The organism is Terriglobus sp. TAA 43 (genome assembly GCF_000800015.1).
In the GTDB taxonomy this organism is placed as follows: domain Bacteria; phylum Acidobacteriota; class Terriglobia; order Terriglobales; family Acidobacteriaceae; genus Terriglobus.
Genome location: NZ_JUGR01000001.1, coordinates 3,389,816 through 3,416,019, shown reverse-complemented (window position 1 = coordinate 3,416,019; position 26,204 = coordinate 3,389,816). Strand labels below are relative to the sequence as shown.

17 protein-coding genes are annotated in these 26,204 nt (G+C 58.6%); 7 read left to right on the top strand and 10 right to left on the bottom strand.

All coding sequences use genetic code 11. The features are described from left to right. Positions 1-21: 21 nt before the first annotated feature. Positions 22-1,071, bottom strand: a complete 1,050-nt coding sequence (locus M504_RS14465) for a YihY/virulence factor BrkB family protein (RefSeq protein ID WP_084214354.1) — start codon at positions 1,069-1,071, stop codon at positions 22-24. 116 nt (positions 1,072-1,187) lie between these two features. Continuing rightward, positions 1,188-1,958 carry an ATP-binding cassette domain-containing protein gene (locus M504_RS14460; protein ID WP_047492645.1) on the bottom strand — a complete coding sequence of 257 codons (771 nt, stop codon included), beginning with the start codon at positions 1,956-1,958 and terminating at the stop codon, positions 1,188-1,190. A 38-nt stretch (positions 1,959-1,996) separates the two neighbouring features. On the opposite strand from M504_RS14460, the gene M504_RS14455 reads away from it, so the two are divergent. The 3 genes from M504_RS14455 to M504_RS14445 are packed head-to-tail and all read left to right on the top strand — an operon-like array spanning position 1,997 to position 4,422. Beyond that, entirely contained in the window at positions 1,997-2,374 is a 378-nt protein-coding gene (locus tag M504_RS14455) for a CidA/LrgA family protein (RefSeq protein ID WP_047492642.1), read from the top strand. Next, on the top strand, positions 2,371-3,066 hold the full coding sequence (locus M504_RS14450) for an LrgB family protein (RefSeq protein WP_047492639.1): 696 nt from the start codon (positions 2,371-2,373) through the stop codon (positions 3,064-3,066). Before M504_RS14455 ends, M504_RS14450 begins: the two co-directional genes overlap by 4 nt. 54 nt (positions 3,067-3,120) lie before the next feature. After that, the gene (locus M504_RS14445) at positions 3,121-4,422 is read left to right on the top strand and encodes an MFS transporter (protein WP_047492636.1); all 1,302 of its coding nucleotides are present in this window, start codon (positions 3,121-3,123) and stop codon (positions 4,420-4,422) included. A gap of 3 nt (positions 4,423-4,425) precedes the next feature. Here M504_RS14445 and M504_RS14440 read toward each other — a convergent pair whose 3' ends face one another. Further along, positions 4,426-6,279, bottom strand: a complete 1,854-nt coding sequence (locus M504_RS14440) for an amidase (RefSeq protein WP_047492633.1) — start codon at positions 6,277-6,279, stop codon at positions 4,426-4,428. Between the two features lie 105 nt (positions 6,280-6,384). Between M504_RS14440 and M504_RS14435 the strand changes: the two genes are divergently transcribed. Continuing rightward, positions 6,385-7,662: a glycoside hydrolase family 18 protein gene (locus M504_RS14435; RefSeq protein WP_232296292.1), complete on the top strand. Its 1,278-nt coding sequence runs from the start codon at positions 6,385-6,387 to the stop codon at positions 7,660-7,662. An 83-nt stretch (positions 7,663-7,745) separates the two neighbouring features. On the opposite strand, the gene M504_RS14430 is transcribed toward M504_RS14435, so the two are convergent. From M504_RS14430 to M504_RS21435, 3 genes are all read right to left on the bottom strand, one after another. Next, a complete protein-coding gene (locus M504_RS14430; protein ID WP_084214353.1) occupies positions 7,746-11,267 on the bottom strand; it encodes an efflux RND transporter permease subunit in 3,522 nt (1,173 codons plus the stop codon). A gap of 60 nt (positions 11,268-11,327) precedes the next feature. Beyond that, on the bottom strand, positions 11,328-14,492 hold the full coding sequence (locus M504_RS14425) for a multidrug efflux RND transporter permease subunit (RefSeq protein WP_047492630.1): 3,165 nt from the start codon (positions 14,490-14,492) through the stop codon (positions 11,328-11,330). A 120-nt stretch (positions 14,493-14,612) separates the two neighbouring features. Beyond that, positions 14,613-16,361, bottom strand: a complete 1,749-nt coding sequence (locus tag M504_RS21435; protein WP_052200747.1) for an efflux RND transporter periplasmic adaptor subunit — start codon at positions 16,359-16,361, stop codon at positions 14,613-14,615. Positions 16,362-16,600: 239 nt separating this feature from the next. On the opposite strand from M504_RS21435, the gene M504_RS14415 reads away from it, so the two are divergent. From M504_RS14415 to pheT, 3 genes are read left to right on the top strand one after another with little or no spacing between them, the layout of a single operon-like run. Then, on the top strand, positions 16,601-18,133 hold the full coding sequence (locus M504_RS14415; protein WP_084214352.1) for a UbiA family prenyltransferase: 1,533 nt from the start codon (positions 16,601-16,603) through the stop codon (positions 18,131-18,133). Positions 18,134-18,167: 34 nt separating this feature from the next. Continuing rightward, entirely contained in the window at positions 18,168-19,277 is a 1,110-nt protein-coding gene (gene pheS, locus M504_RS14410; protein ID WP_047492627.1) for a phenylalanine--tRNA ligase subunit alpha, read from the top strand. 23 nt (positions 19,278-19,300) lie between these two features. Continuing rightward, positions 19,301-21,424: a phenylalanine--tRNA ligase subunit beta gene (gene pheT, locus M504_RS14405; RefSeq protein WP_047492624.1), complete on the top strand. Its 2,124-nt coding sequence runs from the start codon at positions 19,301-19,303 to the stop codon at positions 21,422-21,424. 93 nt (positions 21,425-21,517) lie between these two features. On the opposite strand, the gene M504_RS14400 is transcribed toward pheT, so the two are convergent. The 4 genes from M504_RS14400 to M504_RS14385 all read right to left on the bottom strand — a co-directional run bounded on the left by M504_RS14400 (position 21,518) and on the right by M504_RS14385 (position 26,189). Beyond that, the gene (locus M504_RS14400) at positions 21,518-22,540 is read right to left on the bottom strand and encodes a VWA domain-containing protein (protein WP_047492621.1); all 1,023 of its coding nucleotides are present in this window, start codon (positions 22,538-22,540) and stop codon (positions 21,518-21,520) included. A gap of 12 nt (positions 22,541-22,552) precedes the next feature. Then, positions 22,553-23,983 (bottom strand): RluA family pseudouridine synthase, encoded by a 1,431-nt coding sequence (locus tag M504_RS14395; RefSeq protein ID WP_047492618.1) that lies wholly within the window; start codon positions 23,981-23,983, stop codon positions 22,553-22,555. Beyond that, positions 23,973-24,713 carry a prolipoprotein diacylglyceryl transferase gene (locus tag M504_RS14390; protein ID WP_047492615.1) on the bottom strand — a complete coding sequence of 247 codons (741 nt, stop codon included), beginning with the start codon at positions 24,711-24,713 and terminating at the stop codon, positions 23,973-23,975. The genes M504_RS14395 and M504_RS14390 overlap by 11 nt, the downstream gene beginning before the upstream one ends. A gap of 429 nt (positions 24,714-25,142) precedes the next feature. Continuing rightward, positions 25,143-26,189, bottom strand: a complete 1,047-nt coding sequence (locus M504_RS14385) for a TlpA disulfide reductase family protein (protein WP_198137614.1) — start codon at positions 26,187-26,189, stop codon at positions 25,143-25,145. Positions 26,190-26,204: the final 15 nt, after the last annotated feature.

Below are 26,204 nucleotides of genomic sequence, written 5' to 3'. Positions count from 1 at the left end.
GCGCTAGGAAATCGCCAAGGCCTAACTTGCCGCCTTTCCCGGATTCAATTCCACCTTCGCGACAGCAGATGCAGTCGGCACCTCGCCACTGGCAATCTTCTTTTCTGCCGCGGCGCGTTCAATCTCTGAATTCACTTCACCGCCCAACAGAATCATCACGCCCGACAGATAAAACCAGAGCAACAGGATGATGACAGCGCCAAGCGATCCGTATGTAACGGAATAACTGTTGAAGTAATGCAGATACACACGCAGGGCAACCGAACCCGCAATCCATCCGAGCAATCCAACAACGCCGCCGGGTGTAAACCAACGCCATACCCGGTGCTGCACATCAGGGCAGCAGTAATACATCACCTCAAACGAAAGAATCACCAGCAATGACGCCACAATCCAATACAGCACACGCAGGATGATCGCCAGCACCCAAGCGCCGCGAAACAAGTGTGCAAGATAATTCGCAGCGAGATCACCGCCGAACAGAACCAGCACAGAAGCAAGAATCAGCGAGCCCACAACCAGCGTGAGACCCATCGCCTCCACGCGAGCCTTCCAGAAAGGACGCGACTCCCGCACGCGATAGACAGAGTTCAGCGTGTCCTGCAGTGCGGAGATACCAACGCTTGCAGAGAACAATGCGAACAGAAGTCCAAACGTAACCTTCCCAGGCGTAGACGCGCTCGTGGTCTGACGAAACGTCTCCGTGACCAGCGCGAAAGCGGTAGGCGGGATTAACGTCCCAAGCTTGTTCAACAACGCAAAATATAGATGCCCTGACGACTTCGCGATCAATCCCATCAAGGATGAAATCGCGATCAAAGCGGGAAAAATAGCAGAGAAGAACGCATACGCAAGCTGCGATGCACGGCCGAAAAGGTTGTCGTCATCAATGCCCTTCCACGTACGCTTCGCCACTTCTTTCAGCGGAACGCCTCGTAGATCCCACATCCTATGGATCGGCGAACTCTGCACCATTGCCCATGCGTTCTTCTCCATTGCATGTAGGCCCCATCCGCGTTCGGCTGCCCTCTGCTGCGGATTCTCGGGTGTGTGTGCGGTCGGCTGCGTCATTGCAGGTTCCTCGTATGCCGTGGGGCATGAAACGGACGCAGAGGTCCGTGGGGATTCGAGTTCCTGCGTTGTTCAGATGCGAGAAGCCGTCAGACTGTCGTCCACAGAGAAGTGGTTTAGAGCCCGGCAAACTCTGGGGTCGCCGCGATCAAGGCCTGCGTGTACGCTTCGCGAGGATGTTCGCAGATGCTGACCGCATCGCCCGCTTCAACCAGTTCACCGCGACGCATCACTGCCACGCGGTCGCACAAATACCGCACCAACGGCATGGAATGCGAAATGAATAAGCACGTCAATCCTCGCGTCTTCTGCAAATCACGCAACAGATTAATCACCTGCGCACCCACCGACACATCCAGTGCGCTCACCGGCTCATCCAGTACCAGGAACTCCGGCCGCAACGCCAGCGCACGCGCAATGTTGATGCGCTGCCGCTGACCTCCGCTGAACGCATGCGGATACCGATCCAGCGCGGAAGCATCCAATCCCACCTCGCACAGCATGGCGGTCAATGTTTCTTCCATTGACCGCCCCTGCAGCGTCTGTTCGCCGTGAATGGCAAATGGCTCCGCAAGGATGTCGCGTACCCGCATACGCGGATCAAGAGCAGCAAAGGGGTCCTGAAACACCACGCCCATTCGGCGCCGCAGCGCCTTCATCTCGCTGCGACCAGCCTTCAGTACATCCATCCCATCAAAATGAACCGTGCCCTGCGTTGGTTCAATCAACCGCAGCACCATGCGCGCCACAGTGCTCTTACCGCTGCCGCTCTCGCCCACCAGCCCTAGGATCTCTCCCCGCGCAATGGAAAGCGAAACACCGCTGACCACGCGGCTGTTGCCGTATTCCTTCACAAGCCCTTCGGCAACCAGTAGCGGAGTACTCATAGTGCGGATGCTATCAAACGCGCTACGCTGGTGTGCGTATGGCAACGCTTCGATCCTTCCTGATACTGCTCGCCGCGCAACTGGCAGGCGAGGCGTTGCACCGCGCGCTGCATCTGCCGCTGCCCGGCGCCGTGCTGGGCATGGCGTTGCTTGCAGTCATCCTGCTGCTTCGCAAACGCGAACCAGACGCAGCGCTGGTGCAAACCTCCAACGGTCTATTGCGCTGGCTCGGCTTGCTATTCATCCCTGCTGGCGCGGGCGTCGTGGCGAACCTCGGTCTGTTGCGCTCTGCATGGCTACCCATTACCGTGGCGCTTTTGCTCTCCACCGCGTTGACTGTGGCGGCGACAGCACTCGTCATGCAATGGCTGCTACGTCGCGGCCAACGCGTCGCCATCACGTCGGAGCAACGATGACACTGCGCACTGAACCACTGCTGTGGCTCCCACTGACGATTTTGTTTTATCTGGCAGGCGCATGGTTGCAGCGCCGCACACGATCCCCATTGGCCAACCCGACGCTCATCGGCATCGTGCTGGTCGGCACTTCGCTCTGGCTGCTGCACATCTCTTATGCGCAATACTTCTCCGCCGTGCAGCTACTGCACTTCCTGCTTGGACCGGCCACCGTGGCGCTCGCCATTCCCGTGGTGCAATCGCTGGAGCATCTGCGACGCGGCCTTCTGCCCACGCTCGCCGCTCTCTTCGCCGGTTCCGTAACAGGAGCAGTCAGCGCCTACGCCCTGGTTCGTCTCTGTGGAGGAAGCCGCTTTCTTGCGCTTTCCATGCTGCCGAAGTCGCTCACAACTCCCATCGCTATGGGGGTTTCGGACACCATCGGCGGCAGCGCGTCCCTCACAGCCGTCTTCGCCATCCTTGCCGGCATCCTCACCGCCATTGCACTGCCCATGCTGCTGCGAACGCTACGTGTCCATCATCCGGCAGCCACTGGACTAGCCGCCGGGACCGCCGGAAGCGGCATTGCAGCGGCCAGCGTCATCCCGCTCGGCCCTGTTCCGGCAGCCTTCGCGGGCATCGCCATTGGCGTCAACGGCTTGATGACTGCCCTGCTGGCTCCGCTGCTTGCCCGGATCTTTACTCACTGGTAAGTTATCTTGCCACTTGAATCCGGCACACTCCGGCAAGCATCATGGAATGCATCCATGACAAGCGCCGGATCGACCAAGCCCATCAATACACCCGCACAAGTGCTGTTTGCCTCGCTCGTAGGCACCACCGTAGAGTTTTTCGATTTCTATATCTACGCCACAGCGGCCGTTATCGTATTCCCGCTCCTGTTCTTCCCGGCAGGCGATCCCACCGCGGCGACGCTTCAATCGCTGGCGACCTTCGCGATCGCTTTCATTGCTCGGCCCATTGGATCGGCTCTCTTTGGCCACTTCGGCGACCGGATCGGACGCAAAACCACGCTGGTCCTCGCGCTTTCCACCATGGGCCTCTCCACCGTGGGCGTGGGGCTACTGCCTACGTATAAGACCGCGGGTGTCCTTGCATCGCTGCTGCTGGCGTTGTGCCGCTTTGGACAGGGCATTGGACTTGGTGGCGAATGGGGCGGCGCTGTCCTGCTTGCTACGGAAAATGCACCACCGAACAAACGCGCCTGGTATGGCATGTTCCCGCAGCTTGGCGCTCCCATCGGCTTCTTCTTCTCCAGCTCCGTTTTTCTGGTGCTTTCGAAGTGGCTCACGCCCGCGCAGTTCCTATCGTTCGGCTGGCGTCTGCCGTTCCTCGCCAGCGGCGTGCTTGTACTGCTTGGCCTCTACGTGCGACTCACCATCACGGAAACGCCCGTGTTCGCTGAATCCATGGCACGCCGCGAAGCCCAGCGCGTGCCCATCCTCTCCGTGCTGAAGAACCACTTCGGTACAGTCATTGCGGGCATCCTCACCAGCCTCTCGGCGTTCGTCGCCTTCTATCTGATGATCGTCTTCACGCTCACATGGGCAACGACCGCCCTCGGCTACTCCAAGCCGGATTTCCTGAGGATGCAGTTGGTCGGCGTGCTTTTCTTTGCGCTGGCCATTCCAGTGGCGGCTCTACTGGCAGAGAAAGGCCGCAAGCCTGTCATGATCGCCATTAACGTCGCCATCGGTGCCTATGGCTTCGCCTTCGCGCCGCTATTTCAGGCAGGGCACGGTGGTGCACAACTGATGCTCATACTTGGACTCACACTGATGGGCCTTGTCTACGGCCCACTTGGCACAGTCCTCTCTGAACTCTTCCCAACGCCTGTACGCTACACCGGCAGCTCTCTCGCCTTCAGCATTGCAGGCATCGTGGGCGCATCGCTCGCACCCTACATTGCACTGTGGCTCGCGAAGCACTACGGACTGAAGTACGTGGGCTACTACCTCACTTCATCCGCCGTGCTCACCATGATCGGCCTGCTCGCCATCCGCGAAACAAAGCACAGCGATATGGCCGCAGCCGTCCAGGCTCCGTAGCCTTTACAACGCAGGATGTGCCAGGTGGAAGCGCGTCTTCTCCTGGTACATCCGCGCAAAGGCCAGCAGCCGCGCGTCGTCATAAAGCTGGCCAAGGAACGTGACGCTCACCGGCGTCCCCGGTCCCCCAACATTCATACGCCCACCATCGGTGGTGTCCTGAGGCAACGGTGCATCCTGATCGCGCAAGCCGTTCGGGACAATCACTGCAGGATGCCCGCTTAGGTTAGTTGCCGTCAGTTGCGGTCCGCCACTGGGCGTAACGATAATGTCCACCGACGCAAATAGCTTGGCCAACTCCGCAATGATCAACGACCGCGCGCGCATAGCCTGCACATAATCCACACCGCTATACATGCGTGCGGTGCGGAACTGGTTCGGCCAATCGTTGGGCGACTGCTCCGTCAACAGATTCACGCGACCATTCCGCGTAATCTCGTCGAACGCCGCAGCGGCCTCCACACCCAACACTTTGCTGATGGATGAAAACGGCAGCGCAGGCAGCTTCACCGGAATCAACTTGATGCCCATGCCGCGCAAAACATCCAGCGCCGCGCGATCATATTTGCTGTCATAGCGCTGCCGCTCAAAGTTGCGCTCGCGCTGTTCCCGTTGCGCCGCCGTCTCGTCCTTCTCCGCAGCACGCGGTGTTGGCTCCGCGAATGCACTCTCCAGATAACCAATCCGCAACGAACCCAACTCCGTCCTGCCTGCTTGCATAAACCGGACATCCGATCGCACAGACAAATCCTTCTCATCCGCACCAGCAATCGCAGCCATCACCAGAGCAGCATCCTGGGCGTTGTGACAGATTGGCCCAAGCTTATCCATGCTCCAGCTCAACGCCATCGCGCCCGTGCGCGGCACAAAGCCAAATGTGGGTCGATGTCCCGTCGTACCGCAGCGAGTACTTGGCGAAGAGATCGACCCCTGCGTCTCCGAACCAATCGCAAACGCACAGCATCCCGCAGCCACAGCAGAAGCAGGTCCCGCAGACGATCCACTCGATCCCTGCTTCGGATTCCAAGGGTTGCGTGTCTTCCCACCAAACCAAAGATCGCCCTGCGCCAACGCACCCAGTGTCAACTTCGCAATCAACACCGCGCCCGCTGCATCTAGGCGCTGCACTACCGTGGCGTCTTCGTCGATGACTTGATGCTCAAACCCGCCTGCGCCCCACGTCGTGGGATAGCCCTTCACAGCAAGCAGATCCTTAGCGCCCCAAGGAATGCCATGCAGAGGCCCACGCCACTTCCCCTTCGCAGCCTCCGCATCCAGCGCGGCAGCCTGCTTCAACGCGCGCGCGTCCGTCGCCGTGATCAGTAAATGCAGCTTCGGATCAAGCCGACGCAAGCGTTCCAAATAGAACTTCACCAGTTCTACTGCGCTGATCTTTTTCGCACGCAGCAACGCGCCCAGTTCTCCGATGGAAGCGAAGGCCAACTTCTCCTTGTCCGCAAGCAACGCTGCATCTGCCTTCTCATGGACTTGCTCTACGGCGGCAGCGGCTTTCGGCATCACAAATCCCACCGGACGCGGATCAAACACATCCGCAGGCGCAACGGAATTTGGAAGATGGAGATCGCGAATCGCCTGCAATCCCTTGAGCTGCGTGATCACGTCGCCCAGCATCATCTTCTTCTGCTCATCCGTCAGCGTGATGCCCGCAATCGCTGCGGCCGCGGCCAGCATCTCTAGCGTGATTGCAGGGTTCTCACTAATCCTGGGCGCTTCATACTTGGCCGCCTGTTGCGCAGAGGCACTCTGCGCCATCAATCCCAACAACGCACCGGGAAACAACGTCTGCCCCAATCCCGCGGCGCCACACCGCTCCAGAAACTCTCGCCTGTCCATCATGCCCTTCACTCTACCGCGCTTCCCTGCGCAGCGACATGCAAATTCGCATCTACGACACACAGAAACAAGCGCCGTTCCGCCCGCAACGCGCGTCTAAGCCTGAGAATGATGCGTTTCCCTACAGCACTCTGCAACGGCATGGCGATGACGTGCCTGCTGGCCTCTCTCTGCGCCGCGCAGTCTCCAACGACGCCGGTAGTGACGAAAGCGCCGCTACACACCCTTCCGGCGCAGCGAACCGAAATCGTTGGCTATTTCCCGCAATGGGGTATCTACAACCGCCGTTATATCGCGGTCGATCTCATCCACAGCGGAGCCGTACGGTCGCTTACGCAACTGGACTATTCGCAGGCCAACATTAGTAACAATGCATGTGCCCTTGCCGATTCCAAGGCAGACACGGAGATGATCTTCAAAGCAGAAGACTCCGTTGATGGCGTAGCCGATCAGCCGGATGCTCCCCTGCGTGGCAACTTCCATCAACTGCAACTGCTGAAAGCGCGCTATCCCAAACTGCGCATCCTGATCTCCATCGAGGGCAGACCCGACCTCTTTGCCGAAGCCGCCAGGCCTGAAAACCGCGTGGCCTTTGTGCATTCGTGCATCGCACGATTCCTCGAAGGTCATATCGCCCCTGGCATCGAGGCGCCGCATCTCTTCGACGGCATCGATGTGGACTGGGAATATCCCGGCGCTGATGATGCCGACGACTTCTACGCACTGATGGCAGAGTTTCGCCGCCAGATGGACACCATCCGATTGAAATCAATGGCGCTGCGTGCAGGTACTTCGCAACGCGGCTTCACGCTCTCCATCGCCAGCGGCGCTGCGCAGAAACACATCACTCCCATCGATTGGAAACGTGTCGCCGCCAGTGTCGATCAGATTGGCGTTATGGCTTACGACTACTACGGCCCCTGGGCGCGCGATACGGGATTCCATGCGCCACTCGCCTCTGCCAATCCCAAAGCGGAGACTGTGACCACCACCATCAACGCGTACCTCGCCAGTGGCGCACCTGCGAAGCAGCTACTGCTCGGCGTTCCGTTTTATGCCTATCAATGGCACAACGTCGCGCAGGGAGGCAGCTACGGACTGAACAGCAAAGGCGACCCCGTTCGCGGCAATCTGAATCAATCCACCGCCGCCACGCTCATGCAGAATCCAGGCGCGCATCTTTATCGCGATCCTCTGTCGCATGCCCCCTGGATCTACGATGGAGACAACTTTCTCACCTTTGAAGACGCCGTCTCACTGCAGGCAAAGACTGCTTTCGCCCGCGACAACAATCTCGGCGGCATTATGGTCTGGGAGCTGAGCGGCGACACGAACGATGCACAACTCCTTCACGCCTTATCGAAGGACGCTCCCGCAACAAAGTAAGTTCAGAACACTAACTTGTTCGCAAATGCGAAGAGGATGCCAGCGATTGGCATCCTCTTCGCGTTTCTATTCACAGTGAACGATTAATCGCCAGCAACCGGCTCCAACTGTCCATGCGGCTGCGTTACCTTCTTGCGCGTCAACTTGCGGCTCAAGCGCTCCACACGCTCGCGCCAGCGGTCGAAGTACAAGTAAATTACCGGCGTGGTGAACAGTGTCAGACACTGCGACACAATCAGACCACCGATGATGGTGATACCCAGAGGCCGACGCAGTTCCGAACCAACGCCCGTACCAAACGCCAGCGGAACACCGCCCAGCAGCGCAGCCATCGTCGTCATCATGATGGGACGGAAACGCAGTAGGCAAGCCTCATAAATGGCCTGCTCTGCTGTCTTGCCATGCTCACGCTCGGCAACAATCGCAAAGTCGATCATCATGATCGCGTTCTTCTTCACAATGCCGATCAGTAGCAAGATTCCGATCATCGCGATGACCGACATGTCCACCTGCGTCAGCAACAGTGCCACGACAGCGCCCACGCCCGCAGAAGGCAGCGTGGAAAGAATCGTCAGTGGATGGATGAAGCTTTCATACAACACGCCCAGCACGATATACACCGCAGTGAGAGCCAACAGCACCAACACAGGAACCGTGGAAAGCGAATCCTGGAACGCAGCCGCCGTTCCCTGGAATCCTCCAGTAATGTTCGCCGGCATGCCAATCGCATTACGCGCGTTCTCAATCGAAAGCGCAGCGTCTGACAACGCCACACCCGGCGCCAGGTTGAACGACAGCGTTGCCGATGGCGACAAGCCCTGGTGGTTCACCTGCAACGGAATACGCTGATTTTCAAAGTGCGTAATGGCCGACAGCGGAACCTGCGTTCCATTGCTGGTCTTCACAAAAATCTCGCGCAACTGTTCCGGGGTGGCCTGCCATTGCGGCGCCACTTCCATTACCACGTGATATTGGTTCAACGGCTTATAGGTAGTGGAAACCTGCCGCTGGCCAAACGCGGCATTCAGTGTCTGATCCACCGTCAACGCGCTAATGCCGAGTCGCGATGCCGTATCTCGATCGATCACCAGCTTCGCTTCCAGTCCATGGTCCTGCTGATCGGTCGCCACATCGCGAAGCTGCGGCGTCTTCATCATCTGCGCCATCATCAACGGCGCCCAGTGATTCAGATCAGAGACGGAATCCGCAGACAGCGTGTACTGATACTGTGTCGCCGACTGGCGACCACCAATATTCAGCTCCTGCTGCGATTGCAGGTACGCTATCACGCCCGGCGTTCGCGACAATTTCGGACGCAGACGATTGATGATCTCATCTGCATTCGACTTATCCTTGCGCTCATTCAACGCCTTCAGAGAAACAAACAGATTGCCCTGGTTCGAAGCGCCACCACCAGGTCCACCGCCGCCGACAAACGCCATCACGTTTTCAATGTCAGGATCCTGCTTCATGATGGTCGCCATGTCGATGATCTTCTGCTTCATCACACCAAACGACACATCTTGTTGCCCCTGGATACGACCACCCAGACGCCCCGTATCCTGCTGCGGGAAGAACCCTTTCGGAACAATCGCGAAAAGATAGATGTTCAAGCCAAACGTAACAAGCCAGATAATCAGCACGGGCAGCTGATGCCGCAGCACCCAGCTCAAGCCGTGCTCGTATTCCTCGCGAAGCCAGATAAAGAACTTCTCGCTCCACAGATACAGCTTGCCATGCTTCCGCGCGCTGTGTGGCTCAAGGAACTTCGCTGACAACATCGGCGTCGTCGTCAGCGAAACCACCAACGACATCAAAATGGCAACCGACAACGTGACGGCAAATTCGCGGAACAGGCGGCCCACAATGCCACCCATCAGCAGAATCGGGATAAACACAGCGATGAGCGAAATGCTCATGGACAACACGGTGAATCCGATTTCCTTCGAACCCACCATCGCCGCGTGATACGGATCAAGCCCCTCTTCCAGATGGCGCGAGATGTTCTCGATCACCACGATCGCATCGTCCACGATGAAGCCCGTCGAAATGGTCAGAGCCATCAGCGACAGGTTATCCAGCGTGTAACCGAGCAGATACATGATGCCGAACGTGCCAAGGATCGACAGTGGCACGGACACCGATGGAATCAGAGTGGAACGCACTTCGCGCAGGAACGCGAAGACGACCAACACCACCAGCACGATGGTCAGGATCATCGTCTGGGTAATGTCTTTCACTGACGCACGCACTGTCTGCGTACGGTCCAACGAAACCTGAAGCTTGATCGCCGGATTGATCGACGCCTGCAGCAACGGAAGCTGCGCCAGCACGCGATCCACCGTCTCAATCACGTTCGCGCCCGGTGACTTGAATACCGTCAGCAGGATGGCCGGTTTGCCGTTGAACTGACCATAAGTCAGGTTGTTCTCAACGGAATCCACCACCTCTGCCACGTCACCAATGCGGACAATACCCACGCCCTTTGAAGGAGTCGGCGCAGTCTGATTCGAAGTGAAGTTGCTAACAGCCGCAGAGGCATAGCCAGCGCCGCTATTGATGTTCGCGTTCGCGCCCACCACGCTCGCGGTATTGGCGCTGCTGATCGCGCTGGCCACATTCGATTGCAGACCATTGTTCGCCGTCGCATTTGTAACCGAACCGCCGGTGACCGCCACGATGCGAGGACGATACGCATTCGCGCCAAAGAGTTGATCCGTCGTTGAAACGGACCAACGCTGGTCATCACCGTTCAGATATCCAGTCGGCTCCAGGACATTGATCGTCTGAATGCCCGCCGCCAGCTGCAGCAGGGACAGGTTGTACGACGTGAGCTGGTTCGGGTTCGCTTCCACGCGTACGCCCGGTTTTGCGGAACCGCCCACAAACGTCTGACCCACGCCTTGAATAGCGGCGATCTTCTGCGCCAGGATGGAGTCCGCTGCATCGTAAATCTGCGGCACGGTCAGCGTGTCGCTGGTCATCGCCAGAATCAGAATCGGCGCTTCCGAAGGATTGATCTTGCGATAGCTCGGATTCTGCGGCATGTTCGCCGGCAACTGCGCTCGCGCCGCGCTGATAGCAGCCTGCACATCACGCGCTGCACCGTTGATATCGCGGTTCAGGTCGAACTGCATCGTGATGTTTGCAGATCCCTGCGACGACGTCGACGTCATCTGGTTGATGCCCGCGATACGCGAGAACTGGCGTTCCAACGGCGTTGCGACCGACGATGCCATCGTCTCCGGATCACCACCCGGAACGCTGGCGCCCACGCTAATAACCGGGAACTCTACATTCGGCAGCGAGGAAACCGCCAACATCTTGTATGCCACTGCTCCGGCAAGGATGATGGCGAACGAAAGCAGGAACGTAGCAATCGGACGCTGAATAAACGGTTTGGAAAAATGGACGCCCGCAATACTACCGAGCGGGTCGGACTCGCCTTCAGCAGAACCTGCGTTTCGGCGTTCTTCAGCTGCCGTTGCGTGCTCATGCGGAGAGTGGTCCCCACCACGCACAAAGCGGTCATCCAGACGGGCGCGATCCCCCGGACGCACGTGCTCCGTGGGTGTCTTATCGCCGGGTTCGGGTGCTGTATTCATTGCATCGGTCCTTGTGTTGGACAGGAAAAACCAGTCGTTGGCACAGTCGAGGGTGCGCTGTTAATCTCCGGTCGCATACTGCGGTTCGTCCTCATGCAGATGCTTCAGACGTTCACGGTCGCCTTCTTCCGTTCCCAGATACTTGCGTCCAATGCGGTCAAAGAACAGGTACACCACCGGCGTCGTATACAGCGTCAGGACCTGCGAAACAATCAGGCCGCCGATGATCGTGATACCCAGCGGACGACGCAGTTCTGATCCGGTGCCCGTGCCCAAAGCCAGCGGTACACCACCCAGCAACGCGGCCATCGTCGTCATCATGATGGGGCGGAAACGCAGCAAACACGCCTGATAAATCGACTCTTCCGGCGACTTGCCGCCTTCACGCTCAGCTTCCAGCGCGAAGTCAATCATCATGATGGCGTTCTTCTTCACAATGCCGATCAGAAGAATGATGCCGATCAACGCGATCACCGAAAGGTTTGTCCCGGTAATAAACAACGCCAGGATGGCGCCCACACCCGCGGACGGCAGGGTGGAAAGAATCGTGATGGGGTGAATGTAGCTTTCGTACAGAACACCCAGAACGATGTACACCGTGATCAACGCAGCCAGAATCAGGATGGGCTCATTCGACAACGAAGCCTCAAACGAAGCGGCAGTTCCCTGGAAGTTCGCATTCACACTCAGCGGCATGTTCAGCTCTTTTTCCGCCTTGCGCACCTGCGAAACTGCGTCGCCGATCGAATATCCCGGCGCCAGGTTGAACGAAATGTTCACTGACGGGAACTGTCCTTCGTGCGAAATAGCCAGCGTGACCTTCTTCTGCTCAAAGTGCGTGAAGGCCGACAAAGGAACCTGCGTTCCGCTGGACGACTTCACATAAATGCTATCCAGCGCCTTCGGGCTCTTCTGATACTGCGGCGCCACTTCCAGAATCACGTGGTACTGATTCTGCTGCGTAAACATCGTCGACACCTGGCGCTGACCGAACGCGTCGTACAGCGTGTCATCAATGTTCTGCGGCGTAATGCCCAGTCGCGATGCGGTATCGCGATCAATCACCAGCGAAGCTTCCAGACCTTCCGTCGTCTGATCGGAAGCGACATCTGCCAACGCGGGCAGCGTCTTGAACTTCTCCACAATGCGATTCGTCCACAGCACCAACTCATCGCTGTTTGCATCTTCCACGGAGTACTGGTACTGCGTACGCGCCGTGCGGTTTTCCACCGTCAGATCCTGCAACGGCTGCATGTACGCCTTGATACCTTCCACCTTGTCCAGGTTCGGCTGCATGCGACGAATGATGTCGGAAGCGCTCATCTTTCGCTCTTCACGATCTTTCAGGTTGATCTGAATACGGCCAGAGTTCAGGGTCTGATTCGTCGCATCAATGCCGATGAAGGATGAAAGCGAATCCACATCCGGATCCTTCAGGATGGCGTTCGCCAAAGCCTGCTGACGTTGGCTCATTGCGCCAAAGCTGATGTCCTGTGGCGCATCCGTAATCGCCAGGATCACACCCGTATCCTGCACAGGGAAGAAGCCCTTCGGCACCCACATGTACATCAGCAGGGTCAGAACAAAGGTAGCTGCGGTCACCAGCAAGGTGAGTGTCTGATGACGCAGCACCCAGCGCACACCGGTAGCGTAACGAGCGATGACCCAGTTGAAGAAGTCTTCGCTGACCTTGTAGAACTTACCCTTCTCGTGTTCCGGAGTGTGCTTCAGCAGCTTTGCCGCCATCATCGGCGTCAACGTCAGCGAAACCACGGCAGACACAAGAATCGTCACCGACAGTGTCACGGCAAATTCGCGGAACAGTCGTCCCACGATATCGCCCATGAACAGTAGCGGAATCAGCACAGCGATCAGTGAAATGGTCAGCGACAGAATCGTGAAGCCGATCTGCTCCGATCCCATCAGCGCCGCTTCCAGTGGTGAATGTCCCTCTTCGAGATAGCGGTCGATGTTTTCGACCATCACGATGGCGTCATCCACCACGAAACCGGTCGAAATCGTCAGCGCCATCAGTGAAAGGTTATTCAGCGAATAGCCCAGCAGGTACATCACCGCGAACGTGCCCACAATGGACAGCGGCACCGCGACAGCGGGAATAATCGTCGCGCGCCACGAACGCAGGAACAGGAAGATAACGAAGACGACCAGGCCGATGGTCAGCACCAGTTCGAACTTCACGTCCGCAACGGAAGCACGAATCGAACCGGTACGATCGGTCAACGTCTCCAGCTTTACCGATCCCGGAAGTGTCGCCTGCAACTTCGGCAGCAGCGCCTCAATGCGATCCACTACGCCGATGATGTTCGCGCCCGGCTGACGCTGAATGTTGATGATGACGGCAGGCTGTGTATTCGGATTGCCGTCCTCATCACGACGTCCCATCCATGCGGCCTGGAATGCGTTTTCCGCACCGTCGACGGAATTTGCCACGTCGCTCATGCGAACCGGTGATCCGTTGCGATACGCCACGATGACGTCCTGATAGTCCCTCGCGGACAGCAACTGGTCATTCGCGCCGATCGTGTAGCTCTGCAGACGGCCGTTCAGGTTGCCCTTCGCCTGATCCACGTTCGCTGCAGCCAGCGCCGTACGCAGGTCTTCCAGCGACATGCCGTAACCAGCTAGCGCCGTCGGATTCGCCTGGATACGAACACCGGGCTTCTGTCCGCCCGCAATCGAAACCAGACCGACGCCAGAGAGCTGGGAAATCTTGTTGGCCAGAATCGTGTCGGCCAGATCTTCCACCTTCGTTAGCGGCAGGGTTTGCGACGTCAAAGCCAGCGTCAGAATCGGCGCGTCGGCCGGGTTCACCTTGTTGTAGATCGGGGGATTCGGCAGGTCCTTGGGAAGGTAGCTGCTGGCAGCGTTAATCGCCGCCTGTACATCCTGCTGCGCCACGTCGATGGATTCCGCAAGATTGAACTGCAGCGTAATGATCGATCCGCCGCCGGACGACGTGGACGTCATCTGCGTCAGACCCGGAATCTGGCCGAACTGGCGTTCCAGCGCACCCGTAACGGCAGAGGTCATCACCGTCGGCGATGCGCCGGGATAGTAGGTCTGCACCTGGATCGTCGGGTAATCGACCTGCGGAAGGGCCGAAACCGGAAGCTGCGTGTAGGCAACGCCACCCGCCAGCAAAACGGCAACCATCAATAGAACTGTGGCAACCGGACGAAGAATAAATGGCCGGGACGGACTCATGCGCGGAGGCTCCGGAAAGGGTAAACAGGCCGGGACGGGGCGTTAAGCATCCCGTTCCGGCCTGGAACATCAGTTGTCAGCAGCATTGCCGCTGAGTGACCGGCATCGCTGCCGGGAAATCTACTGCTGCGGGCGACGACGACCCGAACCCTGGCCGCCCATTTGGCCATTCGCGCCTTCACGGTTCTGGTTCGGACCGTGGCTCGTGCCAAGCCCGCTGCTATCCGTGCTACCGGCTGCCTGGCCACGACCGCGACCCGGCGCCATGGCCGGAGAAACGTCGGAATCACGGCCGTTGCTGAAATCGCCCTTGCCCGGATTCGGATTGCTCTTCTGGGCATCTGCATTTTGGGCTGCCTTGCGTGCCGCCTGCATATCGTCTGAAGGACGCGGGATCACACGGCTACCTGGCTGCAGTTTTTCCTGGCCATCCGTAACCACCTGAGCGCCCGCCTTCAGGCCGCTACGCAAAATCACGTTCGTACCCTGCGTGCTGTCCACAACAACCTGGACCACATCCACAGGGAAGTTCTGGTTGCTTGGACGAGCACCACCGCCTGCCTGGCCAGCCCGCTGTCCGCCCGCGCCACCCGACGCATTCGCGTCTGGCGATCCCGGACCGGCTGCGGTATTGGCGCCACCTGCGGGTGCATTCGCGCCACCACCATTGGCATTGCCGCCGCCGTTACGTCCACCACGTCCCGCGCCACCACCAGCACCGCCACCGGCAACCGGGTTGGCCTGTCCCTTGGTGCGATCAATCGCGTAAACAAACGTGCCACCATTACCTGTCTGAATCGCCGCAGCTGGAATTACCAGCGAATTGGGACGATTCTCCAGAATCAGGTGAATGTTTACGAACTGGTTCGGATACAGCTCATTGCCTTCATTCTGGAAGACTGCCTTCAGCTTCGCTGTCCCGGTCGTCGTATCGATCTGGTTGTCCACTGTCAGCAGCGAACCAGTCGCCAGCTTCTGCGAGTTGGAGCGATCCCACGCCTCAGCCACCAGCTTCTGACCACCGCGCATGTGAGAAAACACCTGCGGAATCTGGTCTTCCGGCAGCGTGAAAATCACGGAAATCGGCTGCACCTGCGTAATCACCACCAGCCCGGTCGTCGACGATGCCGATACGATGTTGCCCACGTCCACCTGACGCAGACCCACCACACCATTAATTGGTGACGTGATGCGTGTGTAGTTGAGATTGACCTGCGCAGCTTCAATGGCAGCCTTATCGGCGGCCAGAGTACCCACGGCCTGCCCTGCGGTCGATTCCTGCGTCTGCGTGCTTTCCTTGCTGACCACACCAGCCTGATACAGCTGGGTATAGCGCTGCGCCTGCGCCTGTGCGTACACGGCATTTGCCTGATCGCGCACCAGGTTACCCTTTGCCTGCGCCAATGCTGCTTCATAGGGACGAGGATCGATCTCGATCAACAACTGCCCCTGCTTCACACGCTGACCTTCGGTGAAGTTCACGCGGGTGATCTGGCCATCCACACGGCTGCGCAGCGTCACGGTGTTGTATGCCGTCACGGTGCCAAGCGCCTGCAGCGAAATTGGCATTGTCTTCAACGTGGCAACGTCATATGCCACAGGCACGATCTGCCCTGCGCCGCCACCACGGCGACCGCCCGGTCCGGCTGTCTCCTTCGGCTTGTTGGTCACGATGCGGTATACAACAAAGCCAATCGCGCCACCCACCAATAGGATGATAATCAGGACGCGCAGCCACGAACCGCCCTTCTTCGGCTCCTCCGGATGCTGAGACGCATCATTGGCGAGACCGGTCGAAGAAGGCGAAGCGTGAACCGGCAGCGCCGGATTCGAAGAAGAGACTGGGTGCTCGCTGGCAGTAAGCGACATACGTTTGCGTAGAACCGTCCTGATTTTTTCAGATGAGGTGTGTCACCGGCGTGCACGGGAATCCGGCACACTCTCTTTGACTATAAGGAATGACGGACAACCCTGACAGAAGGTTTCGTGAGAATTAACGCCAGGCACCCGTGAGCGCTAATACCGCGTCTTTATAATCTCCATGTTGCCGGTCCCTCACTCCGGCATCTCCGTATCGCGGATAACAAAGAGACAGGGAGTCGCAAACCATGGAAGACGATCGCCTGTCCGGCGTCGCCGCAACTGTATACCCAGAGGCGAATGAGGCCAATGATGTGCCTCTGTGCGTCGACCTCGACGGCACCCTGGTAAAAAGCGACACCCTCATCGACGCGGTTCTCCTGCTGGTCCGTCAGCAACCCGCTTCCCCGCTGCACTGGCACCGCTGGGTCAGCAAGGGCCGGGCAGGGTTCAAGCGCGAAATCACCGGCCGAGCCCAGGTCGATGTCGAATTTCTGCCCTACAACCAGCCGCTGCTGGAATACCTGTGGGAACAGCACGCTCTGGGACGCCGCATTTATCTCGCAACTGCGGCAGACATTGGGTTTGCGCAACAAGTCGCTGACCACTTTGGCGACCTGTTCACGGGTGTACTCGCCTCCGATGGCACCCTGAATCTGGCGGGATCCAACAAGCTGAAGGCTTTTCAGGACCGCTTCCCCGAAGGCTTTACCTACATCGGCAACGCCATTCCCGATCGCACACTCCTACGTGAAAGCGTCCTGCCCATGGTCGCCAATCCGCACCGGAAACTGCGGAAGGCCCTCCAGGCCGACCGCACCGCCATTCACCGCGAATTTATCGACCGCAGGTCCACATCCAAGGTCTTTTTGAAGACCATCCGGGCGCACCAGTGGGCGAAGAATGCCCTCATCTTCCTGCCCACCATCCTGGCCCACGACTTCTCAGGGCGCAGCTTGATCGCCTGCCTTTTGGCGTTCTTCTCCCTGTCCTTCTGCGCCAGCGCGACCTACATCATCAACGATCTGCTCGACATCGAAGCAGATCGCCGCCACCCGCGAAAGCGCCTCAGGCCCTTCGCCTCCGGAGACCTCTCACCCATTGCGGGTGTAGCAATTGTGGTGGCGTTTTTCCTGATTGCCGTGGTGCTCGCCGTTCTCGTACCGCACACCGCCGGCCATTTCTCCGGGACTGTACAGCGAACGGGACTGCTCCAGGCACCGGCCAGTTTTGTCCTGTGGCTTGGCATTTACACCGTCACCACGCTGGCTTATTCCTTTGCTTTGAAGAGGATGATGCTTGTCGACGTCATCGTCCTCAGCGGCCTTTACACCATTCGTCTCCTGGCTGGTGCGGCTGCCAGTGGTGTGTTCATCTCAGAATGGCTGGCCGCATTCTCCATCTTCTTCTTCCTCTCGCTGGCCTTCGTCAAACGCTTCAGTGAGCTTGAACTGATGGTCGCCAGCGGGCGCGACAAGGCCTCCGGGCGCGGATACGGCACCGGCGACATCGAGCAACTGCGAGCCCTGGGCACCTCCAGCGCATTTGCCGCAGTCGTTGTGCTCAGCATGTACATCTCCAACCTGACTGCGGCGCACCTATACACCCACATGAGCCGTCTGTGGCTCATCGAACCGGTGCTGATTCTCTGGATCAGCCGAGTCTGGCTGCTGGCCAGCCGCGGCCAGTTGCATGAAGACCCCGTCGTTTACGCCATCACCGATCGCATGAGCTGGCTATTGGGCGCTGTATGCGCTCTCATCGTGTGGCTCGCCCTGTAGCGCCTCGCGCTCGTTTATCCTGTAAAGACGCATCATGACGGATACCATCACACCCCTGAGCGCGTTCGATGACGCCTCGCTCGACCAGGCTTTCCGCGCACTCACGGACGAAGTTCGCTCCGCAGCCGCGCAACTGACCACGCCCGAAGCGCAGGAAAACTTCCGCCTCGACTGGCTTGGCCGCAAACAGGGCCGCCTGAAGCTGCTCAGCGAAAGCTGGCTGAAGACCGCGCCGCCCGAAGCGAAGAAGTCGCTCGGCATGCGCTTCAACGCCCTGAAAAACGAAATTGAAGCAGCACTTCTCGCTGGCCCAACCAGCATGGCGGCTGAAGGTTCATCGCTGGACCTCTCCCTGCCCGGCATCCGCCGCACCATCGGCACGGAGCATCCGCTCACGCGCACCATGCGTGAGATGACCGCCGTCTTCGCCGCGCTGGGCTATTCCATCGGCATCGGGCCCGAAGTGGAAAGCGACTTCTACAACTTCGAGGCGCTCAACTTCCCGCCGAACCATCCCGCGCGCGACACGCAGGACACCCTCGTCGTCGCCGACCAGGACAAGAAGCCGCTACGCGAGCGCCTGTTGATGCGCACGCACACTTCGCCCGTGCAGATTCGCACGATGATCTCGCAGCCACCACCGCTGCGCATCGTCATCCCCGGCAAGGTGCACCGCAACGACGAAAGCGACGCCACACACTCGCCCATCTTCCATCAGGTGGAAGGCCTCTGCGTCGACACGAACATCACCTTCAGCGACCTGAAGGGCACGCTCGATCACGCGATGAAAGCGTTCTTCGGATCGTCCGTGAAGACGCGCTTCTTCCCATCGTTCTTTCCCTTCACGGAGCCCAGCGCCGACGTGCAGATCTCCTGCCCCTTCTGCGGACAGAAGGGCTGCCGCAAGTGCAAGTTCTCCGGCTGGATTGAACTTCTGGGATGCGGCATGGTCGATCCCGCCGTCTTCGCCGCAGTGGATCAACGCCGCATTGAAAACGGACTCGAACCCGCGTACGACAGCAAGAAGATCAGCGGCTTCGCCTTCGGCATGGGTGTGGAACGCATCGCCATGATGAAGTATGGCGTAGGCGACATCGGTCAGTTTTACTCCGGCGACCTTCGTTTCTTGTCGCAGTTTGTTTAGCGCGATAGCGCACAGGATTTGCAATGAATATTCTCAGCAACTGGCTGCGCGAATATCTTCCCGCGCTCGAAGTAAGTGATCGGCAACTCGCCGACGACCTCACCCTCCGCGGCATCGCCGTGGAAGGCGTACACGCTCTGCCCGATGGTGGCTCGTTGTTCGAAATGGACATCACCACCAATCGCGTCGACGCCATGAACCACTACGGCATCGCACGCGAAGCCGCCACCATCTACGGCGTACCGCTACTGCAACTGGAAGATCGTCGCGTGCTCAACGCAGAAGGCGAACCCACCGGCTGCGTTCCCACAGAGGCAAACGGTGCGTACCCCGTACGCATCGACGCGCCCGAACTCTGTGGCCGTTTCACCGCGCAGGTCATCCGTGGCGTCACCGTCAAGCCCAGTGAAGGCATCGTCGCAGAGCGTTTCGCGCAGATAGGTCAAAAGCCCATCTCCAACGCTGTCGACATCACCAACTACAACTGGCTTTCGATGGGTCACCCCACGCACGTTTTCGACCTCGACACCATCGAAGGCGGCATCATCGTGCGTCGCGCCCACGCAGGCGAGAAGATCACACTGCTCGACGGCAGCGAGAAGACGCTCACCACTGACGACGTTGTTATCGCCGATGAGAAGAAAGCACTCAGCCTCGCCGGTGTGATGGGCGGATGGGATTCGCGCGTCACCGAAGAGACGAAGAACATCCTCGTGGAAGCTGCATGGTTCGATCCAGCAACCATCCGCGCCACCTCTCGTCGCCACGGCCTGCACACCGACGCATCGCACCGCTACGAACGCGGAGCCGACCTCGGCGCATGTGCTCTTGCAAATCGTCTGGTCACGCGCGGTGTCATCGCAGCATGCGGTGGCGAAGCCATCGGCGCCATGAGCGATGTCGTCATCGAAGCGCAGGAACTGCGCACCACCAAGCGCCCACACGTCGCGCTCTCAGTCGAAGAAGTGCAGCGCCTCCTCGGCACCACCATCGAGGAAAGCACTGCAGGCCACCTCGTTCCTGCAGATGTTGTGGAGCAATATCTGCAAGCACTCGGCTGCCATCTGCGCCCCAGTGCGGACGCCGCAACCTACGAAGTCACATTGCCCTCGTGGCGTCTCGACCTCGAACGCGAAATCGACCTCATCGAAGAGATCGCACGCGTCTACGGCTACAACCGTTTTGCAGACACACTGCCCAGCTTCTCCGGCGGTGTTATCGCTCTGCCGCACGCAGCAAAAGAAGAAATCGTACGCACCACGTTGCTCGCGCTCGGCTGGACAGAAGCCATCAGCAGCACCTTCGCCTCGGAGACCGACTCGGCGATTTTCACCACGGAATCCGCAGTGCCCATGGGCAATCCGCTCAATGCGGAAGCAGGCAATCTGCGCCCGTCGCTGCTACCCGGCATGGCTGGCATGCTGCTACTCAACAGCACACGCGACGTCGCCGCAGTTCGCCTCTTCGAATACGGCACCGTCTTCATTGGCACCACAGCACAGGTGAACGAGCATCCTTCGCTGACACTCGGCGCATACGGCAACGCATCTGCCACACGCACCATCGACGTGTCAGACGCGCTCTTCTTCGAAGTCAAAGGCGCAGTGGAAGAACTGCTCTCCCGCTTCGTTGCAAGTGCACCAACGTTCACAGCAGACAATCTGCCGAAGTGGATTGCTCCCGGTCGCGGCGCATCCATCACGCTCGAAGGCAAGACCATTGGTTGGTTCGGTGAACTAACCAATGAAGAACGCGAGCGCCGCAAGCTGAAAGAAAACGTGGTCCTCGCAGAGCTGAACATCCCGGCTCTCTTCGCCTTCGACCTGAAACAGCCCGCAGCAAAAGAACCTTCGCGCTATCAGGCCGTCGAACGCGACTTCTCGTTCCTCTTCGCAGACAACATCACCTGGTCCGCTGTCTCGCAGGCCATCGCTGCATTGAACATCGCAGAGATGATCTCGCTGCAACCCATCGAAATCTTCCGCGACGTTAAGGGCAAGGCGGTTCCCAAGGGCGAATACTCGCTCCTCCTCCGCACTATCTTCCAATCGCCGGAACGCACACTGCGTGAAGAAGAGATCGCAGGATGGCAGGAAGCCATCGTTGCGGCGCTCATCAAGCTCGGCGGCAAACACCGAGCCGCATAGCCCACGAACAAAACCAAAATTAAAGGGGATGCCACAAAGGCATCCCCTTTAACTGCATCACACGCCGAAGGCGTCGAGAACAGTGCGAAGCACCTATTGCGGAGGCTTCGGCGAGAAGTATCCCTTACGCGCACGCACGTGATAGCGCTGGTCAACCGTAGAGAGATAGATCGTACGGAAAGAGCCATCCTGCTTCAGATCAGCCGGACGATAGCGCAGCGAATACTGCGAACGCAGTTCCGTCTCAATCTCCTGGAATCCCTTGGCCACATCTTCAATCTTCAGGGGGAAGAAGGTGCGTCCGCCGGTCGCTTCGCTCAAACGCATCAACACATCGTCACCCTTGTCGCGCGACGGCGAAACATTGGTGGAGATGGTGTACACCAGCGTATCCGCGCGCTGGCATTCCTTAATGGCTTCCTGTTCCTGCACGCGCGAGTAGTTATCCTCACCGTCAGAAACCACAATCAGCGCCTTACGAATCGTCTCGTTGCTGGTCACCGTCAGCATCTGGTCGCGGCACGTTTGATAGATCGCATCGAAGAACGCCGTACCGCCACCGGGCCGCAGCTTCTCAATCGCCGTGCTCAGCTTGTCGATGGAGTTGGTGTAATCCTGCACCAGGTCCAGTCGCACATCAAAACCGCTGACAAATGCCGCGTCCTGACGTGGACGCAACACCTGCAACAGAAACTCCGTCGCCGCCTGCTGTTCAAACTGAAAGCGCGTGCGGATGGAGTTGGATGTGTCCAGCATGATGCCAATGCGCAGCGGCAGATTTGCCTGCTGCGTAAAGCTGATGATGCGCTCCGGATGACGACCATCGTCCAACAGGCCAAAGTCCTGCTGTTTCAGGCCGGTAACAAAGTGGCCCTTCTTATCCGTAACCGTGAACACCTGGTACACCTCAGGCACAAAGGCCTTCAGCGTATAGCCGCCACCTTGTGCATCCCCCGTGGGCTGCTCGCTCTGCGGAGGAGCCGCCCCGGGTTGCGCATTCGTATTCGCCGGTGGAAGCGGTGCGGACGGCTGCTGCTGAGCGGACAAAGTGATCGATGTGGCCACCAGTGCAACGGTGCCGGCGGCTAAAACTGCGAACTTGCGAAAAACTGCCATACGGGGCGTAGTTTACCAATCCTCGGCGTGTTTTGGCTTGGCGGGCGCCGCCGGAATTTCCAGCGCACGAAGCTGCTCTAAGAGAGACGCAAGTTCTTCCGGCAGGGGAGCCTCCAGATCCAGTTCTTTTCCTGTGATCGGATGTTCCAGCACCAAATGCGCTGCGTGAAGAAAATTACGATGCAGTGTCGGCCCAGTACCCTCTGCTTTTATCCCCGGAATCTTCGCGGGCGCGCCGTACAACGTATCGCCCACCACCGGATGCCCCAGCGACTGCATGTGGACGCGGATCTGATGCGTGCGGCCCGTTTCAATCTTCACGTCCAGCAATGTGAAATCGCCAGCGGTGGTGTGCAGGCGCTCCAGCACGGTGTACAGACTGCGCGCCGGACGCGGATCATTCGGCCTCCGCGAGGTGCGCTCTTCCGGCTCATCCGGATGACGCTTCGCAGGTGTGCCGTGGCTGTCCGTGGTCAGGTAGCGGTTCCCCACACGCGTGGTCATGCGCGTACGACGCAGACGATCGCGCGCAATCGGCAAATCGATGATGCCGCGATCACTCTTCACATGCCGATGCACCAGAGTGATGTAGCGCTTCTCAAGCGACCGCTCTGAGAACTTCTCGGCCAGCGCACGATGCGCCGCATCACTCTTCGCCACCATGATCAACCCGCTGGTCTGCTTGTCCAGGCGATGCACAATGCCCGGACGCAGCGCCCCGCCCACATCGCTCAGCTTGTCCTTGAAATGAAACAGCAGCGCGTTCACCAACGTTCCACTGCTGCGAGCATCATCGGTAAGACCGCTGCCCGCATGCACCATCATGCCCGCAGGCTTATCAATCACGGCCATGTGCTTGTCTTCATACACAATGCTCAGCGGAATATCTTCCGCCGTGGCACGCAGCGGCGCGGGCTGCGGCTCGCCTTCCACCACAATCTGCTCATTGCCGTGCATCTTGTACTTCGCCTTCGCAGACGAACCACTCACACGCACCTGGCCATGCTCAATTAACAACTGCGCGCGCGCACGGCTGATCTCCGGCAGCGCCCATGCCAGATAGGCATCCAACCGCATGCCACGCGCTTCAGGCGTAGCAACCAGCGTGCGCGTCGTGGTCAATCCACCAGAGGAAGAGACAGCCTCCACCGGCAGAATCAACTCATCATCCTCGTCCATCGAGGACGCAGGCAGCTCCTTCGCTACGGTCGTTTCCCGCTGCTGCCGCTTGCCGCTCTTCTGATATCCCTTGCCACGCTTATCCGGCACAGCCGTGTTCGGAATCACAGGCTTCACCGCGGGAACTTCTTCGCCATAGAGCACGGCTTCCGTCACCGCCAGCTCTGCAGCTTCTGCATCGCGCGCCGCATCCCGCTGTGTGCGGTAATCCGCCTTCACAGACTGCCGACGCTTGCCTTTCGGCAACATATTTTTACTGGGCATAACGCACGCCCTTTCGTTGAAAGAAAAAACTCAACCCCCCCACCGCCAGCAACATCAGCACAAGCTGGTCCACCCGCAGCAGGTTGCCAAGCATCGTCTCCGGCAGAACCCAGCCCGGACGAAGTGTATCCACAAAAAACCGAATCAGTGCAGCAAGCGTCAGCCCAAGCCCAAACGTCTCGCCCGGCTGCGACTCACGATGCAGCCACACAAACGCCACCGCACACGCCACCAGCGTCAACACCGCGGAATACAACGCAACAGGATGATATCCCTGATCGCCAAACACCACACCCAACCGCGACGTTGTGGCCAATCCAAGATCATCGCCAGAGAAGTGTGTCCCGAGGTGCAGAAACGCCTGCAACAACAGCGCCGCAGGAGCCAGCGCATCCAGCGTGCGCAACCACGGCATCCGTTTGACCAGCATGTACACCGCGCCGCTAACCAGCGCCAGCAACAATCCCCACTTCGTCACCGTGGGCAACGTCAAAATGTACAGCGGATACTTCGCGAACGACTTCCACACCTGCGCCACAATAATCAGTCGCGACAGCACCAAGGTTCCTGCAGCCATCCATAGACACAGGTTCCACACGGCATCCTCATTCAGCCGCATCACCCGCGCACCACGCGCCGCCAGCGAAATCGCCAACACCAGCCCCAATGCAGCAATCGCCCCAAACGTGGGGACAGTCACCGGGCCGATACGGAAGAGATGCGGGTGCATAAGACGCTGTCTTTAAGAATACTTGGGAATCTCTTCACAGTTCTCAACCTGGAAAGATCACCACAGCAATTCCCCGAAACCATGACATGCATTCGGCAAAACAAAACGGTGGCTCCATGAAAGAGCCACCGTTTCAATCAAGCGAGGACCGACCCACTGGGCCGTGTTGGAAGCGCCGGTGAACCCGCTAATAAGCGGTGGGATTCAGCCGTGGCTCTTTAGGCATTCCGGACTGGCGGACACTGCACACCGAACCATGTATACGAGCCGAACCCCTGTTCAATGAATGTTGGTTCAACCGACGTTGTTCCCCCACCTGCTTTGCAGGTCGGTCATCTAAAGGCAGATGCTACGCGGAGTGCGAAGGGTTTGCAAGTTGAGTAACAAAACCATTTTGTGCCAGCAAAAATGCCCCAATGCCCCTTGCGTTTACTGTCCTGGAGATGGTCCGCTGCCCGTGGATGCTAACTGCTTTTGTTCCTTCGCCTGGGCCACCAGTTTTCGAATGCGCCCATCAATGTTCGATCCTGATCCCACATTCTCCGCCATCAACACACCGTTGGCATCAATCGTGAAGTAATGCGGAATGGCATCGATACCAAACATCTTCGTCACACTATGATCCGCATCCAGGTACTGATTCCAACTCATGCCATTGTCGGCAATGAACTGCCGCCATTTGTTGGCGTCGGAGTCCCAGGAGATGCTGATGATTTCGAGCGGTTCATCTTTATAAGCTTCCGCCAGCTTCTTCATGTGTGGAAGTTCTTCTTTACACGGACCGCACCATGTCGCCCAGAAATCAATCAACACCACACGGCCATGCATGTCATCCAGGTTGAATCGCTTGCCGCCGAGTGTGTTTACCAATACCGCAGGCGCCATCTTTTCGCGCGCCATCTCAGGGTGACTGGAAAAGTACGTCGCGCGCGACAGCAGCGCATCATCCTTCCGCGTCAACTTCGCGTACTGACCAAAGGCCGCACCCGCATCCGCATCCTGCTTCATCAGCGCCAGCACTTGACCGTCGTAAAAGTAAGCAGCCGTGGCATGCGCAGCGGCAGCCTTCTGTAACTCCGCATGGGCATCCTGCAGCACAGCCATATTCGGCTTGTTCCTGTCGACCATAGCAATCGCTACGCGCCCTTCAGCAAGCTCAGCACGCACATGATCAAGCGGCTGTTCGCTTGCAGCATCCCACTCCTTCGCAGCCTTCAGCGCATCTTTGTACTCACCCAGTCGTAACTGCGAAGTGAACACGCCTTCCAAACACTCCATGCAGTGGCCACCCGCCACCTTGTTCGCCTTCTTCCATGTGCCAGGCGCAAACATAATCTTGTTATTCAGGCGTTGCTCGTCCTTTGCCTCAGCGCGAAGCTTCTGGAACTCAGGCAGGTTTTCATAGGCAGGGGCAGACGTCTGCGCAACGCACGCAGAACCCATAACAAGCAGCAGAACAAAGGAGAAAATTTTCACAGCAAGCAGATTACT

Coding starts and splice junctions, on each gene's coding strand:
- M504_RS14465 (WP_084214354.1), bottom strand. CDS start 1,071: ATGACGCAGCCGACCGCACACACACCCGAGAATCCGCAGCAGAGGGCA.
- M504_RS14460 (WP_047492645.1), bottom strand. CDS start 1,958: ATGAGTACTCCGCTACTGGTTGCCGAAGGGCTTGTGAAGGAATACGGC.
- M504_RS14455 (WP_047492642.1), top strand. CDS start 1,997: ATGGCAACGCTTCGATCCTTCCTGATACTGCTCGCCGCGCAACTGGCA.
- M504_RS14450 (WP_047492639.1), top strand. CDS start 2,371: ATGACACTGCGCACTGAACCACTGCTGTGGCTCCCACTGACGATTTTG.
- M504_RS14445 (WP_047492636.1), top strand. CDS start 3,121: ATGACAAGCGCCGGATCGACCAAGCCCATCAATACACCCGCACAAGTG.
- M504_RS14440 (WP_047492633.1), bottom strand. CDS start 6,279: ATGATGGACAGGCGAGAGTTTCTGGAGCGGTGTGGCGCCGCGGGATTG.
- M504_RS14435 (WP_232296292.1), top strand. CDS start 6,385: ATGATGCGTTTCCCTACAGCACTCTGCAACGGCATGGCGATGACGTGC.
- M504_RS14430 (WP_084214353.1), bottom strand. CDS start 11,267: ATGAATACAGCACCCGAACCCGGCGATAAGACACCCACGGAGCACGTG.
- M504_RS14425 (WP_047492630.1), bottom strand. CDS start 14,492: ATGAGTCCGTCCCGGCCATTTATTCTTCGTCCGGTTGCCACAGTTCTA.
- M504_RS21435 (WP_052200747.1), bottom strand. CDS start 16,361: ATGTCGCTTACTGCCAGCGAGCACCCAGTCTCTTCTTCGAATCCGGCG.
- M504_RS14415 (WP_084214352.1), top strand. CDS start 16,601: ATGGAAGACGATCGCCTGTCCGGCGTCGCCGCAACTGTATACCCAGAG.
- pheS (WP_047492627.1), top strand. CDS start 18,168: ATGACGGATACCATCACACCCCTGAGCGCGTTCGATGACGCCTCGCTC.
- pheT (WP_047492624.1), top strand. CDS start 19,301: ATGAATATTCTCAGCAACTGGCTGCGCGAATATCTTCCCGCGCTCGAA.
- M504_RS14400 (WP_047492621.1), bottom strand. CDS start 22,540: ATGGCAGTTTTTCGCAAGTTCGCAGTTTTAGCCGCCGGCACCGTTGCA.
- M504_RS14395 (WP_047492618.1), bottom strand. CDS start 23,983: ATGCCCAGTAAAAATATGTTGCCGAAAGGCAAGCGTCGGCAGTCTGTG.
- M504_RS14390 (WP_047492615.1), bottom strand. CDS start 24,713: ATGCACCCGCATCTCTTCCGTATCGGCCCGGTGACTGTCCCCACGTTT.